Raw genomic sequence first — 15275 nt, 5'->3', positions numbered from 1 at the left:
CATAACTTTGGTGATTGCTGCCGTCAGAGTTGTCTTCCCGTGGTCTACGTGACCGATCGTGCCAACATTGACGTGTGGTTTGTTTCTTTCAAATTTTGCTTTGCCCATGACCGTTATCTCCTTTTTGACTTAACCTTTGACTTTAGCAACAATCTCTTCTGCAATCGCTTTAGGAACTTGCTCATAGTGATCAAAGTGCATTGAATAGGTAGCGCGGCCTTGCGTTGCACTGCGCATATCCGTTGCGTATCCGAACATATTTGCGAGAGGAACATGCGCATTAATTACTTGAGCGCCGCCACGGGATTCCATGCCCATAATTCGTCCACGGCGGCTACTCAAGTCGCCCATGACATCGCCCATATAATCATCGGGTGCAACAACTTCGACCTTCATAATCGGCTCAAGAAGGACCGGACCTGCTTTTGCAGCGCCCTCTTTAAAGCCCATTGAACCGGCAATTTTAAAGGCCATCTCTGACGAGTCAACATCATGGTAGGAACCGTCAAAACAGGTCACCTTAACATCGACAATCGGGTATCCGGCGATTATTCCATTGGTAGCAGCTTCTTCAGCACCTTTTCCGACGGCAGGGATATATTCCTTGGGAATAACACCACCTTTGACTTCATCAACAAACACAAAGCCAGATCCAGGCTCAAGAGGTTCTATGCGAATCCAGCAATCACCGTATTGGCCGCGGCCACCGGACTGACGGACAAACTTACCCTGCTGCTCAACCTTCTTAGTAATGGTCTCGCGATACGCAACCTGCGGAGAACCAATATTTGCAGCCACCTTAAACTCGCGAAACATACGATCAATAATGATCTCGAGATGAAGTTCGCCCATTCCTGCGAGAATAGTTTGACCAGTCTCTTCATCAGTATGAACGCGCAACGAAGGGTCTTCATGTGCCAACTTGCCGAGCGCAACGCCCATCTTTTCCTGGTCTGCCTTGGTTTTCGGTTCGACGGCAATACTGATAACCGGCTCAGGAAACTCCATTTTCTCCAGCAGACACGGGGTCTTTTCATCACAGAGAGTGTCACCGGTCGTGGTATATTTCATCCCGACAGCCGCGGCGATATCTCCCGAATAGACTTTTTTGATTTCTTCGCGCTTATTTGCGTGCATCTTCAGGATGCGACCAAATCGCTCCCGCTTATCCTTACTTGCATTAAGAACTGCTGTACCAGACTCAGCAACCCCTGAATAGACGCGGAAAAAAGTAAGCTGACCAACAAATGGGTCCGTCATGATCTTGAAAGCCAACGCAGAGAAAGGACCGCTGTCATCCGCAGGACGTGTCAGCGCTTCACCATTGTCCGGGTTTATCCCTGCAATTGCCGGCACATCAGTCGGCGAAGGCATATAGTCAATGACAGCGTCCAGCAAATGCTGTACACCCTTATTTTTAAAAGCCGAGCCGCAAAGTACCGGATTAATCTTCAGAGCAGTTGTCGCGCGGCGAATACCCGACTTAATCTCTTCGACCGTCAACTCTTCGCCAAGCAGGTACTTCTCCATCAAATCATCGTCATGGCTGCTGATTTCTTCAATCATGGCCATGCGCGCGGCTTCTGCCTCGCCAAGAAGATCGGCAGGGATCTCAGCTATATCGAACGTTGCACCCAGAGACTCATCGTTCCAGGTGATTGCTTTCATTTCAACGAGATCGATGACGCCCTTGAACTTTTCTTCTTTACCAATGGGAATCTGAATAGGGAGAGGATTTGCACGAAGACGATCACGCATCATCTCTACGCCACGAGTAAAATCGGCGCCGATGCGATCCATCTTGTTGATGAATGCAATCCGGGGAACTCCATATTTATCGGCCTGGCGCCAGACAGTCTCAGATTGAGGCTCCACACCACCAACCGAACAAAAGACTGCGACAGCTCCGTCCAGAACACGCAAAGAGCGCTCAACTTCAATAGTGAAGTCAACATGTCCAGGGGTATCAATGATATTGATGCGGTAATCTTTCCAGATACAAGTTGTAGCAGCAGATGTAATTGTTATTCCACGCTCCTGCTCCTGCTCCATCCAGTCCATGGTAGCAGCACCATCATGAACTTCACCGATTTTGTGCGACACCCCCGTATAATAGAGAATCCGCTCAGTCGTTGTGGTCTTGCCGGCATCGATATGCGCCATAATCCCGATATTACGAGTCATAGCAAGTGATACTTGACGTGGCACTGTTCTATCCCTTCAAGCTAGTACTACAATTACCAGCGGTAGTGAGCAAAGGCTTTATTGGCTTCTGCCATGCGGTGAGTATCTTCCTTCTTCTTGATAGCCGCGCCGCGATTATTCGACGCATCAAGAATTTCACCAGCAAGACGCTCTGCCATAGTCTTTTCGCCACGGGCGCGCGCATAAATCATAATCCAGCGAATCGCCAGCGCGTTACGACGCTCTTGACGCACTTCAACCGGCACCTGATAGGTAGAACCGCCGACACGACGCGACCGAACTTCGACAACCGGACGAACATTCTCCAGAGCTTTTTTGAAGGCATCCAGAGGATTATCCGATATCTTTGCCGCCACAAGGTCAAGAGCTCCGTAAACAATACCCTCAGCCGTACTCTTCTTGCCACCGAACATGATTACATTCATAAACTTTGCAACCAAACGGTCATTATACTTGGGGTCAGGCAGAATCACGCGCTTGGCAATTTCTCTTCTTCTCGGCATAACGTCCTCTCAAAATCCACTCTAAAGTCTGCGCTACTTTGGCCGCTTGGCCCCATACTTGGAACGACTCTTCATGCGGCCCTTGACTCCGGCCAAATCGAGCGATCCGCGAACAATATGGTAACGTACGCCCGGAAGGTCTTTTACGCGGCCGCCACGGATCAAAACAACAGAGTGTTCCTGAAGATTATGACCCACGCCCGGAATATACGAGGTAACAACCAGACCGTTAGTCAAACGCACACGGGCAACCTTACGCAGTGCCGAGTTTGGCTTCTTTGGTGTTGTTGTATATACACGCACACAAACTCCACGCTTCTGAGGATTACTCTTCAGCGCCGGCGCCGTTGACTTTTGCACTTTACTTACACGGCCCTTACGGACCAACTGATTAATTGTCGGCATCACTTACTCCCGAATTGCTTATTCACCATTCAAAAGAACGAGTTTTACTGGGGGGAAAACCCGCTGAATCTATCAATCTGACAAGTCCTTGTCAAGCGCTTTTTTCGTGACAGCTCATTTTATTATTCCAAAGGCAAATCTTCAACCTCTGACACTTCAACTTCTTCCACGTAGTCCTCAAAAATCTCTTCTTCCGGTGGCTCAGGAAGCTCTTCCGGCTCCTCGATAAGCAACTTCGCACCGCGGTACTTGGAGACGCCGGTACCCGCCGGGACAAGACGTCCCATGATGACATTCTCCTTGAGCCCGCGCAGGGCGTCTGTTTTACCTTCAATCGACGCCTGAGTCAAGACCTTGGTTGTCTCCTGGAAAGAAGCAGCAGAGATAAAGGACTCTGTCGAGAGCGATGCCTTGGTGATGCCGAGCATCAGCGGCTCGCCAACAGCTGGTTGACCACCTTTGGCCATGACCCGATCATTCTCATTTTCAAATTCCCAACGCTCAATCTGATCGTCAAGGAGGAATTTGCTGTCTCCTACCTCTTTGATGCGCACGCGCCGTAACATTTGGCGGACAATAACTTCAATGTGTTTATCATTAATCTTGACGCCTTGCAGGCGATAAACTTCCTGGACCTCATCGACCAGATACTTGGCGAGTTCTTTTTCACCCAGGACGCGCAAGATGTCATGTGGATTTGAAGAGCCGTCCATCAGCGCTTCTCCAGCGCGAACGACATCCCCTTCGTGAATACTGATGTGTTTCCCTTTGGGAATCAGATATTCTTTCGGCTCACCAACCTCAGGGGTCACGACAACCTTGCGCTTCCCCTTGGCATCTTTTCCATAAGAAACGACACCATCAATCTCGGATATAATTGCAAACTCTTTGGGCTTACGCGCTTCGAAGAGTTCAGCAACACGCGGCAGACCCCCGGTGATATCTTTAGTCTTCGTCGTTTCACGGGGAATTTTAGCAAGGACATCCCCGGCGCCGACAGTTATATCGTCAGAGATAACGATATTGACGCCGACCGGAAGCATATAACGAGCAGGAGCACCATTTGAAAGCCGCAGGGTCTTACCCTCGGCATCTTTGAGAGTAATACGGGGACGCCTATCCGCGTCCTTCGATTCGATAATGACCTTACGTGATAAACCGGTGACCTCGTCGAGCTGTTCTTCCATCGTTACACCCTCGACGATATCGCCGAACTTAACCTGTCCAGCAACCTCCGTAAGGATAGGCATGGTGTACGGATCCCATTCAGCAAGGAGCATTCCCGCTTTCACTTCACCTTCGGGACCGACACGCAGACGGGCGCCATAAACCAGCCCATAGCGCTCACGCTCACGACCTGTCTCATCGACAATGGCCACTTCACCATTACGATTCATAACGACAAAATAACCCTGAGCATCGACAACTGTATTGAGGTTGATAAACTTAACTTTGCCCTCAAAACGAGTTTCCAGAGAAGTCTGCTCGGCGCGCCGTGATGCCGTGCCGCCGATATGGAAGGTACGCATCGTTAACTGAGTACCCGGCTCACCAATGGATTGTGCGGCAATGACGCCGACAGCTTCTCCAAGGTTAACCATATGTCCACGCGCCAGGTCACGACCATAGCAAGTGGCGCAGATACCGCGACGACTTTGACAGGAAAGGACCGAACGAATTTTAAGCTTCTCGATGCCGGCCTCATCAATGCGGCTGACCAGGTCTTCGTCGATCTCCTGATTAGCTTCGACCAGGATAGCGCCGGTGACCGGATCGTGAACATCATCAAGGGCGGCACGCCCGAGAATACGATCCCCCAGCGGCTCGATAACCTCTCCGCCCTCAGTGAGCGAAGAAACAAGAATACCGTCGAAGGTACCACAGTCGCTTTCACTGATAATGGCATCCTGAGCAACATCGACCAGACGACGGGTCAGATAGCCTGAGTTTGCCGTTTTAAGTGCTGTATCGGCCAAGCCTTTACGGGCACCGTGCGTGGAGATGAAGTACTGCAAAACCGTCAAACCTTCACGGAAGTTTGCCGTAATCGGGGTTTCGATAATCTCTCCGGACGGCTTAGCCATCAAGCCGCGCATACCGGCGAGCTGCCGGATCTGCTGAGCGCTACCGCGCGCCCCCGAATCCGCCATCATGTGAATTGCGTTGAAGGATGTAGTTTTAACTGTCTCACCACTGACCGGATCGACAAGTTCGTCGACGGAAAGATTGCCCAACATCGTCTGTGCAATGTCTTCCGTACATTTTGCCCAAATATCGATGACCTTATTGTAACGTTCGCCGTCGGTGATCAGACCTTCGGTATATTGCGACTGAATCTCCTTCACCTCGGTGACGGCGGCAGTGATCCGCTCTTCCTTCCCAGCCGGAATGACCATATCATCAAGACAGATCGAGATACCAGAAATCGTGGAAAAACGATAGCCGGTGTCTTTCAGGCGATCGGCAAGAATGACTGTCTCTTTGTTTCCGGCAAGCCGGAAACAAATGTCGATAAGATCGGCAACATGTTTCTTGGTCATGACCCGATTCACATGCATGAAGGGAATTTGCACCGGGAGAATTTCACTTAACAACACACGGCCGACAGTCGTTTCAACTATCTCTTGCGGCGTACCAAAGGCCGGAACAAGACGAACCTTTATCTTGGCCTGGAGATCGGCTTCCCCGGCGTCATAAGCAATGCGCACTTCTTCAGGAGAGGAAAAGATCTTTCCCGACCCTTTAGTAAAAGGCCGTTCGCGGGTCATGTAATAGATCCCGAGAACCATATCTTGCGACGGCACAATGATCGGCTTGCCGTTGGCGGGAGAAAGGATATTGTTCGTCGACATCATCAAGACGCGAGCCTCAATCTGGCTCTCAATCGACAGAGGCAGATGAACTGCCATCTGGTCACCGTCAAAGTCCGCGTTGAAGGCAGTACAGACCAAGGGGTGCAACTGGATCGCTTTGCCCTCGATCAGAATCGGCTCGAAAGCCTGAATGCCGAGACGATGCAGAGTTGGTGCGCGGTTGAGCATGACAGGATGTTCCTTGATAACTTCATCAAGGACGTCCCAGACCTCCGGCTTTTCCTTCTCCACCATCTTCTTGGCGCTCTTGATCGTAGTGCAATGACCACGCTCTTCGAGTTTGTTATAGATAAACGGTTTAAAAAGTTCCAGAGCCATCTTCTTCGGCAGGCCGCACTGATGCAGTTTCAGTTCCGGACCGACCACGATAACTGAGCGACCGGAATAATCGACGCGCTTGCCGAGAAGGTTCTGGCGGAAACGGCCACCCTTCCCTTTGAGCATGTCGGAGAGCGATTTCAGAGGACGCTTGTTCGGTCCGGTAATCGCCCGTCCCCGCCGTCCATTATCAAAGAGGGCATCAACGGCTTCCTGCAACATCCTCTTTTCATTCCGGATGATAACTTCAGGCGCGCGCAATTCGAGGAGTCGCTTCAAGCGGTTATTACGGTTAATGACGCGGCGGTAAAGGTCGTTCAGGTCGCTCGTGGCAAAGCGTCCACCGTCAAGAGGGACCAAAGGACGCAACTCCGGGGGGAGAACCGGGAGGACTTCCAGAATCATCCATTCCGGACGATTACCGCTCTCACGAAAAGCTTCAACTACCTTGAGGCGCTTGGAAACTTTTTTCCGCTTTGCTTCGCTCACCGCTTCGCGCATTTCCTGCCGCAGAGAAATACCAAGACCTTCGAGATCCAGACCACTGAGCAAATCACGGATCGCTTCCGCCCCCATGCCGGCCGTAAACTGACCAGCAAACTCATCCATCATTTCGACATACTTCTCTTCAGAGAGGCACTGTCCCTTGATCAAGGAGGTATCGCCTTTGTCAATGACAACATAGGCATCGAAATAAAGAATTTTCTCCAACTCTTTCAGCGTCATATCCAGAAGAGTGCCAATACGACTCGGCAGCGACTTCAAAAACCAGATATGAGCGACCGGGCAAGCCAGATCAATATGCCCGAGGCGCTCACGCCGAACCTTGCTCGGAATAACCTCAACACCGCACTTTTCACAGACAATACCGCGATGTTTCATTCGCTTGTATTTACCACAATTGCACTCGTAATCTTTGGTTGGACCAAAAATTTTAGCGCAAAAGAGCCCATCGCGTTCCGGCTTGAAGGTCCGATAATTAATCGTCTCCGGTTTTTTCACTTCTCCGAAGGAACGCTCGTGTATCTTCTCCGGCGAGGAGAGCGAGAGACGAATAGAGTTAAAACTTAACGGATCCTTCGGGCGTTCAAAGAGACTGTAGATATCTTCCAAGGCATCCTCCTTGTGGGATGGTTGGTTGTTTTTATACGTGTCAAAACGTTTGTCCCTGCTGATCGCACCTAACCAGTGTAATCAGCAGAGACAAAGCGCACTTATTCCTCTTCCTCGAGCAACTCGACATCGAGGCAGAGTGACTGGAGTTCCTTGATTAAGACGTTGAATGATTCAGGAAGGCCGGCTTCAAGAGTATGTTTCCCCTTGACGATCGCCTCATATATCCTGGTTCTCCCCGCTACGTCATCAGACTTGACGGTAAGGAACTCTTGCAGTGCATGGGCCGCACCATAAGCTTCGAGGGCCCATACCTCCATCTCCCCAAGTCGCTGTCCACCGAACTGAGCCTTGCCACCGAGAGGTTGCTGGGTGACCAGGCTGTAAGGGCCGATCGAACGGGCGTGTATCTTGTCATCGACGAGATGGTGCAGTTTAAGGATGTACATAATCCCGACTGTAACCTTCTCTTTAAAGGCTTCGCCTGTCTTGCCGTTGTAAAGGGTCATCTGACCGCTTTCCGGCATACCGGCTTTGACCATCTCATTCTTCATCTGTTCTTCATTGACCCCTTCAAAGACCGGAGAGGCCATAGGAACACCTTTTGCCAAGCGCTTTGCCAGAGTCAGGATGTCGTCATCATCGAGTGTATCTATGAAGTCGGTCATTTCCTCCTGGCCATAAGAACTCTTGATCTGCTCCCGCAACTTGTCCGGGTGGTAGTGTTCATCCATATAGTTCTGGATTTGCAAACCGAGACCGCGGGCCGCCATGCCGAGATGGACCTCAAGAATCTGCCCGACATTCATGCGGGAAGGGACGCCAAGTGGATTAAGAACGATCTCCACCGGAGTACCATCAACCATATACGGCATATCCTCCACGGGAAGAATACGGGAAAGCACACCCTTGTTACCGTGACGACCGGCCATCTTGTCACCAACCGAGAGTTTTCTTTTGATGGCAATATATACTTTGACCATCTTGATCACCCCTGGAGGGAGATCATCGCCACGCTTGAGCTTTTCAATCTTATCGCTGAAGACATTACGGATCAGATCTTCGCGTTCCGCCAAACGAGCAAGAAGATGCAGAACCTTTTCCTCAATCTCTTCTGCATTGAGCAGAGAAAGTTCACGCCATTGCCGGAAAGGGAGCATTTCAAGGGCGGTGGCTGTAATCTTTTTCCCTTTACCAATAATAGTCTGACCATCTTGGGTCACAATTGAGTTGGCTACTGTCTGCCCGTCAAGAAGAGCCGCCAACTTGTTTTTCGATGAAGTACGGATGATGCGTACTTCATCGTCCTGATCCTTGAGCAACTTCTCTATTTCAGCCCTTTCGATCGAATCAGTACGGCTATCTTTGTCTGCACCTTTGCGTGAGAAGATTCGGGCGCCGATGACAACACCTTCAACCCCTGGAGGAACGCGCAATGAAGTATCGCGGACATCGCCGGCCTTTTCTCCAAAGATTGCACGCAAAAGCTTTTCCTCGGGAGAGAGTTGCGTCTCTCCTTTCGGCGTAATCTTGCCGACCAGGATATCACCCGGCAGCACTTCTGCACCGATACGAATAATTCCGCTTTCGTCGAGATCGGCCAAAGCATCTTCGCCGAGGTTGGGAATATCAGCGGTGATCTCCTCCTTGCCCAGCTTTGTGTCCCGCGCCACGCATTCAAATTCTTCGATATGAATGGAGGTATAACGATCCTCTTGCAGAAGCCTCTCGGAGATGAGGATTGAATCCTCAAAGTTATATCCTTCCCACGGCATAAACGCGACGACCACATTCTGACCAAGAGCCAGCTCCCCCCACTGTGTCGAAGGACCATCGGCAATGATCTCGCCACGCCGAACCTTGTCCCCGACCTTGACGATCGGATGCTGGTTGAGGCAGGTATTCTGGTTGGAACGGATAAATTTGATCAAGTTATAGATATCGACACCGGTCCCCATCTCATCGACTTCATTTTCATCGATTTTGACAACAACGCGAGCAGCATCGACGCTTTCAACGACACCATTATGCCGGGCAACCACCGCAGCACCGGAGTCATGGGCAACAATCCGCTCCATGCCGGTACCGACCAGAGGAGCATCGGCGCGCAATAACGGTACAGCCTGACGTTGCATGTTCGAACCCATCAGGGCGCGGTTGGCATCGTCATTTTCGAGGAACGGAATCAGAGACGCGGCCACCGAGACCAACTGCTTCGGCGAAACGTCCATGAGCTCAACCTCTGCACGGTCGATGAGCATGAACTCCCCGGTATTACGGACGTTAACAAGCTCATTGACAAAGGTGCTATCTTCATTGAGCGAAGCATTGGCCTGCGCAATCGCATGGCCTTCTTCCTCCAGAGCAGAGAAGTAACGAATTTCAGTGGTCACAACACCGTCACGGACAATGCGATAGGGAGTCTCGACAAAACCATGCTCGTTGATACGGGCATAAGTCGAGAGTGATGCTATCAGGCCGATATTCGGTCCCTCTGGAGTCTCAATCGGACAGACACGTCCATAGTGGGTCGGATGGACGTCACGTACCTCAAAGCCGGCACGCTCACGGGTCAGACCGCCAGGTCCGAGAGCCGAAAGACGCCGCTTGTGCGTAATCTCAGAAAGCGGATTAGTCTGATCCATAAACTGAGAAAGTTGCGATGAGCCAAAAAATTCTTTGACAACCGCCGAGACAGGCTTGGAGTTGATCAAATCGTGCGGCATCAAGCTATCGATGTCCTGTAAGCTCATGCGCTCTTTGATCGCGCGCTCCATACGTACAAGGCCGACCCGATACTGATTCTCCAGCAACTCACCGACTGCCCGTACCCGCCGGTTACCGAGATGATCGATGTCGTCGATCGTCCCCTTACCGTTGCGCAAATCGATCAGATAACGCACAACCTGGAGAATATCCTCCTTGGTCAGTGTCGTATGATCTAGCGGCGTCGCCAGTCCAAGTTTGTAATTGATCTTGAGTCGCCCGACTGGAGAGAGATCATAACGCTCGGCGTTGAAAAAGAGGCTTTCAAAAAGTGTCGTTGCACTTCGGACGGTCGGGGGATCACCGGGACGAAGGCGACGATAAATCTCGATAATCGCATTTTCCGGGGAATCGATGCGGTCCTGCAGCAATGTTTCACGCAGATATGAACCGACATAGAGATTGTCGATAAAGAGAACCTTGATCTCGCGGATTTCGCTGGCGCGGATGCGGGCAAGTTTATCGGCGGTAATCTCCTGGTTACACTCCAGCAGAAGCTCGCCGGTCGCCGGATCGGCAATATCGGTGGAAGCAATTTTACCCAGGACTTCATTTTCATCAATATCAATGATCTCGATGCCCTTTTCAGCGAGTTTCTTGATCGCTGCTTTGGTAAACTTGCGGTTCGCTTTGACGATGACTTCACCATCACTGGCAACGACATCAGCAGCGGAGCGCTGGCCGGCAAGGAGTTCAATGTTGACGCGCTTGCGATAGACATCTCCCTCAAAGAGCAGAGTCTCCGTATTATAATAATAATTCAAGAGCTCTTCGGTCGAATAACCAAGTGCTTTGAGCAGTACCGTGGCCGGCAGCTTGCGACGCCGGTCGATCCGTACCCAGAGGATATCCTTGTGGTCAAAATCAAAATCGAGCCAGGACCCGCGGTAAGGGATAATCCGGGCACTGTAAAGAATTTTCCCGCTCGAATGGGTTTTTCCTTTGTCGTGGTCGAAAAAGACCCCCGGAGAGCGGTGCAACTGACTGACTATGACCCGCTCAGTACCGTTAATGATAAAAGTACCATTATCGGTCATCAAGGGAATCTCGCCAAAGTAGACCTCCTGTTCCTTGATGTCACGAATCGATTGAACTCCGGATTCCTTGTCGACATCCCAGGAGACCAGGCGGACGCGGACCTTGACCGGAGAGGCAAAGGTCATGCCGCGCTGATGGCACTCCTCAACGTCATATTTCGGTGTACCGAGCGTGTACGACACATATTCGAGAGAACAACTATCGGTGAAGTCACGGATCGGAAAGACCGACCGGAAAACCGCTTCGAGACCGATGATCTGCCTCGCGGAGGGAGGAAGTTCCGCCTGAAGAAAACGTTTATACGAATTCTTCTGGATATCGATGAGGTTTGGGATATCGATGATCTTTTTGCTTAAGGCGAAGTGTTTCCTCAGAAGCTGGTTATTCGCGATCGAATAAGCCATGATGACTCCTTGTGGTGACGAAAGTAGAATAGCCAAGGTCGCGCCGGGCGACCTTGGCTAGGAATTGAACCATTCGGCAGGGACCTATTTGAGCTCAACCTTGGCGCCGGCTTCCTCAAGCTGCTTCTTGAGTTCAGCGGCTTCGGCCTTGCTAACGCCGGCTTTGACAGTCTGGGGGGCACCATCAACCAGATCCTTAGCTTCTTTGAGGCCAAGACCGGTTACAGCGCGAACAACTTTGATAACGTTGATCTTCTTGTCGCCGGAATCAGTTAGAATGACGTCAAACTCGTCCTTCTCCTCAACTGCAGCAGCGGCAGCGGCCGGGGCAGCAGCGGCAACAGCCGGGGCAGCGGCAGAGACGCCGAATTTGGCTTCAAGTTCTTTAACCAGCTCGGCGAGCTCAAGGACGGACATCTTTTCGATAAATTCAACAACCTGCTCTTTAGTAATTGACATGACTTGTAGTCTCCTCTATGCGCTTTTCGCGAAAAATTGAGTAATTATGAGCCTGATTGTCAGGCTGCTTTTTGGTCTTTGTATGCGGCAAGGACCTGAACAAACGCACGCGGCACAGCAGCAAGGACACCAACGAAATTCGTCGCCGGGGCACTGAACGAACCGAGCATGCGGGCAAGAAGAACTTCGCGACTCGGCAATTCTGCCAGCGCCTTGATGTCATTGACCGACAAAAGCTTACCATCCAAGGCGCCGCCCTTAAGTTCAAACTTGGCATTGATCTTGGCAAAATCCGCCATGACCTTGGCTGTCGCCACCGGATCCCCTGATGCGATCGCAATCGCCGTCGGACCTGCCAGCAATGGATTAAGGCATTCAGAAGCTGTCCCTTTAGCAGCAAGGCGCAACAGGGTATTCTTGGCAACTTTGTATTCGGCTCCGCTATTCCGGAGTGCGCCACGCAGGGCATTAACCTGTTCAACTGTCAATCCGCGATAATCTGCCAGAAAGGTTGACTTGCTCTTTGCAAGTTTCGCCGCAAGATCAGCAACGACTTGAGCTTTATTTTCTTTTTTCAACGTCTCTCCTCCTTTCTTCAAGAATGGGGCGCATATTGCCCTCCCCCAGTCTGAGGTGCGAGAAACGACTTTTCATGTCGCTCTTGTTCGATAGCCTCGGCAGGTGGACTTCCATTAAACGCCAGACGGCGAACCTGCTGTCTTTGACCGGGAGCAAAAATGTGAACTGCAGAAGCAGAGCACGAACTCTTTATTTAACTTGTGCCTGCAGGGCCGGGACATCGAGATTCACGCTCGGTCCCATGGTGCTGGTCAGAGTGACCTTCTTCATGTAGGTCCCCTTGGAAGTCTGGGGTTTGGCCTTCATGAGGGCATCCAGCAACGCAAGAAGATTTCCTTTAAGCTGATCAACACCGAAAGAGACCTTGCCGATACCGGCATGAACAATCCCGGCCTTTTCGACGCGATACTCAACCTTACCGGATTTCGCTTCGTTGACTGCGCGGGCGACATCGAAGGTGACCGTACCGACTTTCGGGTTCGGCATCAAACCACGCGGACCAAGCAACTTACCGATCTTACCAACTGTCCCCATCATGTCGGGGGTGGCAATTGCGGTATCAAACTCGAACCAACCGGCTTGAATTTTGGCGACCAACTCATCTGCACCGACATAGTCAGCGCCTTCGGTCTGGGCTTCAAGGGCTTTTTCTCCTTTAGCAAAGACAAGAACACGTACAGTCTTGCCGAGGCCATTCGGGAGAACGACTGCACCGCGGACCATCTGGTCGGCCTTTCGCGGGTCAACGCCGAGACGGACAGCAACTTCTACTGTTTCGTCAAACTTGGCGAAAGCAACTTCCTTGACCAATGTCAAGGCTTCATCGACGCCATAGGCTGTGTCTTTATCGATCTTCGCCTTGGCCTGAGCATGTTTCTTTGCGACTGCCATTTTCTGCACTCCGGTATTACCCGCTGGGTATTGAAAGAAGTAAACGCTACACGAAAATGATTAAACGACCTCAATCCCCATACTGCGGGCGGTCCCTTCAATCGTACGTACAGCAGCTTCGAGATCAAAGGCGTTAAGATCTTGCAACTTCAACTTCGCAATCTCACGCACTTGATCCTTGGTCACATTACCAACCTTGTTTTTGTTCGGCACGCCCGACCCTTTAGGAATCTTGGCAGCCTTGATCAACAAGATCGATGCGGGCGGGGTTTTGGTCACGTAAGTAAAGGAGCGATCTGCATAGATCGTTATTACCACCGGAATGATCATTCCCGGCTCTTCTCCTTGCGTCTTTGCGTTGAAAGACTTACAAAATTCCATAATATTGACCCCGTGCTGACCGAGGGCAGGGCCAATAGGCGGCGAGGGGTTTGCCTTGCCGGCAGGAACTTGCAACTTTACCATTCCGATGATCTTCTTAGCCATCTACAACTCCTTGTGTGGTGCGCGTTTCTAAACAGCTTCAGCTGGTTTTTTCTACTTGGATAAATTCAAGCTCTACCGGAGTTACACGGCCAAAGATACTTACCATGACCTTGAGTTTTCCTTTGTCGGGCTTTACGTCTTCGACTACACCACTGAAATTAAGGAAAGGACCATCGATCACACGAACTGTTTCCCCAACTTCAAATTCCACCTTCGGCTTCGGTCGTTCGACACCTTCAGCCATCCGGTTGGTAATCTTTAAAATTTCTTCTTCACTGATAACCGGTGGATTGGTGGTCCCACCGACAAAGCCGGTGACCTTCGGTGTATCCTTGACGATATGCCATGTTTCGTTGTTAAGTTCCATCTTGACAAGTATATAGCCAGGAAAGAATTTCCGCTGGGAAGTCCGCTTCTCTCCCTGCTTGAGTTCTACAACAGTTTCAGATGGGATCAAGACCTCTGCGAAGAACTCTTCCGCGCCCAGAGAGCGAATCCGTTCTTCCAAAGAGAGCTTTACCCGATTTTCAAAACCTGAATAAGTATGGACGCCATACCATTTCATACTCATGGACAGCCTCTTTCGATCAATTCAGCATCGAGCGAATTAATAACGCCAGAGCTGAATCAACAATCCAAAAATAAACAGCTGAGACGATAACTAACGCAATAACGACAACTGTCGATGCTTTAACATCTTTACGCTCAGGCCAAGTGACATTCTTCAGCTCTTCACGTACGTTCTTTAAAAAATCAGAAGTTTTTGAGAGCATCTATGACAACCCCTTTGTGAGGACTGTGGTCAATATAAATTGGCAGGCCAGGAGGGATTCGAACCCACAACACCCGGTTTTGGAGACCGGTGCTCTAGCCGTTAGAGCTACTGGCCTGCAATCAAACTCAAGGAGACACCCAATTCTACTTTGTTTCACGGTGAGGTGTATGTTTTCTGCAGAATCGGCAATACTTGCTAAACTCAAGCTTGTCCGGAGTCGTCTTCTTGTTTTTTGTTGTTGTATAGTTACGTTGCTTGCACTCAGTGCAAGAGAGGGTAATAATGTCCCGCATTTGTCAGTTCCTCCCCTTGCCCCTTCCTGGTGGGAGAGCAAGGCGATTTGAGATTTAATAAGCCGCTGTTACTCGATAATTTCGGCAACGACACCCGCGCCGACAGTGCGACCACCTTCGCGAATGGCGAAGCGCAGTTCTTTGTCCATCGCAATCGGGGTGATCAG

General features: G+C 50.8%; 14 protein-coding genes and 1 tRNA gene. All 15 read right to left on the bottom strand.

Features of this window, described 5'->3' with window-relative positions:
• On the bottom strand, positions 1-108 hold a 108-nt coding region (locus tag CVU69_13690), incomplete at its 3' end, for a hypothetical protein (GenBank protein ID PKN11221.1).
• 21 nt (positions 109-129) lie between these two features.
• On the bottom strand, positions 130-2208 hold the full coding sequence (gene fusA, locus CVU69_13685) for an elongation factor G (GenBank protein PKN11220.1): 2079 nt from the start codon (positions 2206-2208) through the stop codon (positions 130-132).
• 29 nt (positions 2209-2237) lie between these two features.
• A complete protein-coding gene (locus tag CVU69_13680; protein ID PKN11219.1) occupies positions 2238-2708 on the bottom strand; it encodes a 30S ribosomal protein S7 in 471 nt (156 codons plus the stop codon).
• Positions 2709-2741: 33 nt separating this feature from the next.
• A complete protein-coding gene (locus CVU69_13675) occupies positions 2742-3113 on the bottom strand; it encodes a 30S ribosomal protein S12 (GenBank protein ID PKN11218.1) in 372 nt (123 codons plus the stop codon).
• Positions 3114-3235: 122 nt separating this feature from the next.
• Positions 3236-7417: a DNA-directed RNA polymerase subunit beta' gene (rpoC, locus tag CVU69_13670; protein PKN11217.1), complete on the bottom strand. Its 4182-nt coding sequence runs from the start codon at positions 7415-7417 to the stop codon at positions 3236-3238.
• Positions 7418-7518: 101 nt separating this feature from the next.
• A complete protein-coding gene (rpoB, locus tag CVU69_13665; protein PKN11216.1) occupies positions 7519-11625 on the bottom strand; it encodes a DNA-directed RNA polymerase subunit beta in 4107 nt (1368 codons plus the stop codon).
• 84 nt (positions 11626-11709) lie between these two features.
• Positions 11710-12084: a 50S ribosomal protein L7/L12 gene (locus tag CVU69_13660; GenBank protein PKN11215.1), complete on the bottom strand. Its 375-nt coding sequence runs from the start codon at positions 12082-12084 to the stop codon at positions 11710-11712.
• 59 nt (positions 12085-12143) lie between these two features.
• Entirely contained in the window at positions 12144-12662 is a 519-nt protein-coding gene (locus tag CVU69_13655) for a 50S ribosomal protein L10 (GenBank protein ID PKN11214.1), read from the bottom strand.
• A gap of 190 nt (positions 12663-12852) precedes the next feature.
• The gene (locus CVU69_13650; protein PKN11213.1) at positions 12853-13554 is read right to left on the bottom strand and encodes a 50S ribosomal protein L1; all 702 of its coding nucleotides are present in this window, start codon (positions 13552-13554) and stop codon (positions 12853-12855) included.
• Between the two features lie 60 nt (positions 13555-13614).
• Positions 13615-14040, bottom strand: coding sequence for a 50S ribosomal protein L11 (rplK, locus tag CVU69_13645; GenBank protein ID PKN11212.1), 426 nt, complete (start codon positions 14038-14040; stop codon positions 13615-13617).
• Positions 14041-14077: 37 nt separating this feature from the next.
• Positions 14078-14611 (bottom strand): transcription termination/antitermination protein NusG, encoded by a 534-nt coding sequence (locus CVU69_13640; GenBank protein ID PKN11211.1) that lies wholly within the window; start codon positions 14609-14611, stop codon positions 14078-14080.
• A gap of 16 nt (positions 14612-14627) precedes the next feature.
• Positions 14628-14813: a preprotein translocase subunit SecE gene (locus tag CVU69_13635; GenBank protein PKN11210.1), complete on the bottom strand. Its 186-nt coding sequence runs from the start codon at positions 14811-14813 to the stop codon at positions 14628-14630.
• A 40-nt stretch (positions 14814-14853) separates the two neighbouring features.
• A tRNA-Trp gene (locus tag CVU69_13630) sits at positions 14854-14930 on the bottom strand.
• A gap of 28 nt (positions 14931-14958) precedes the next feature.
• Positions 14959-15108, bottom strand: coding sequence for a 50S ribosomal protein L33 (gene rpmG / locus CVU69_13625; protein ID PKN11209.1), 150 nt, complete (start codon positions 15106-15108; stop codon positions 14959-14961).
• Positions 15109-15176: 68 nt separating this feature from the next.
• Positions 15177-15275, bottom strand: a 99-nt coding sequence (locus CVU69_13620; GenBank protein ID PKN11208.1) for a hypothetical protein, incomplete at its 5' end; no start/stop codon positions are given.

The sequence above is a fragment of the Deltaproteobacteria bacterium HGW-Deltaproteobacteria-4 genome (assembly GCA_002841765.1).
Lineage (GTDB): Bacteria > Desulfobacterota > Desulfuromonadia > Desulfuromonadales > UBA2197 > UBA2197.
This window is presented reverse-complemented; position numbering and strand designations above follow the sequence as displayed.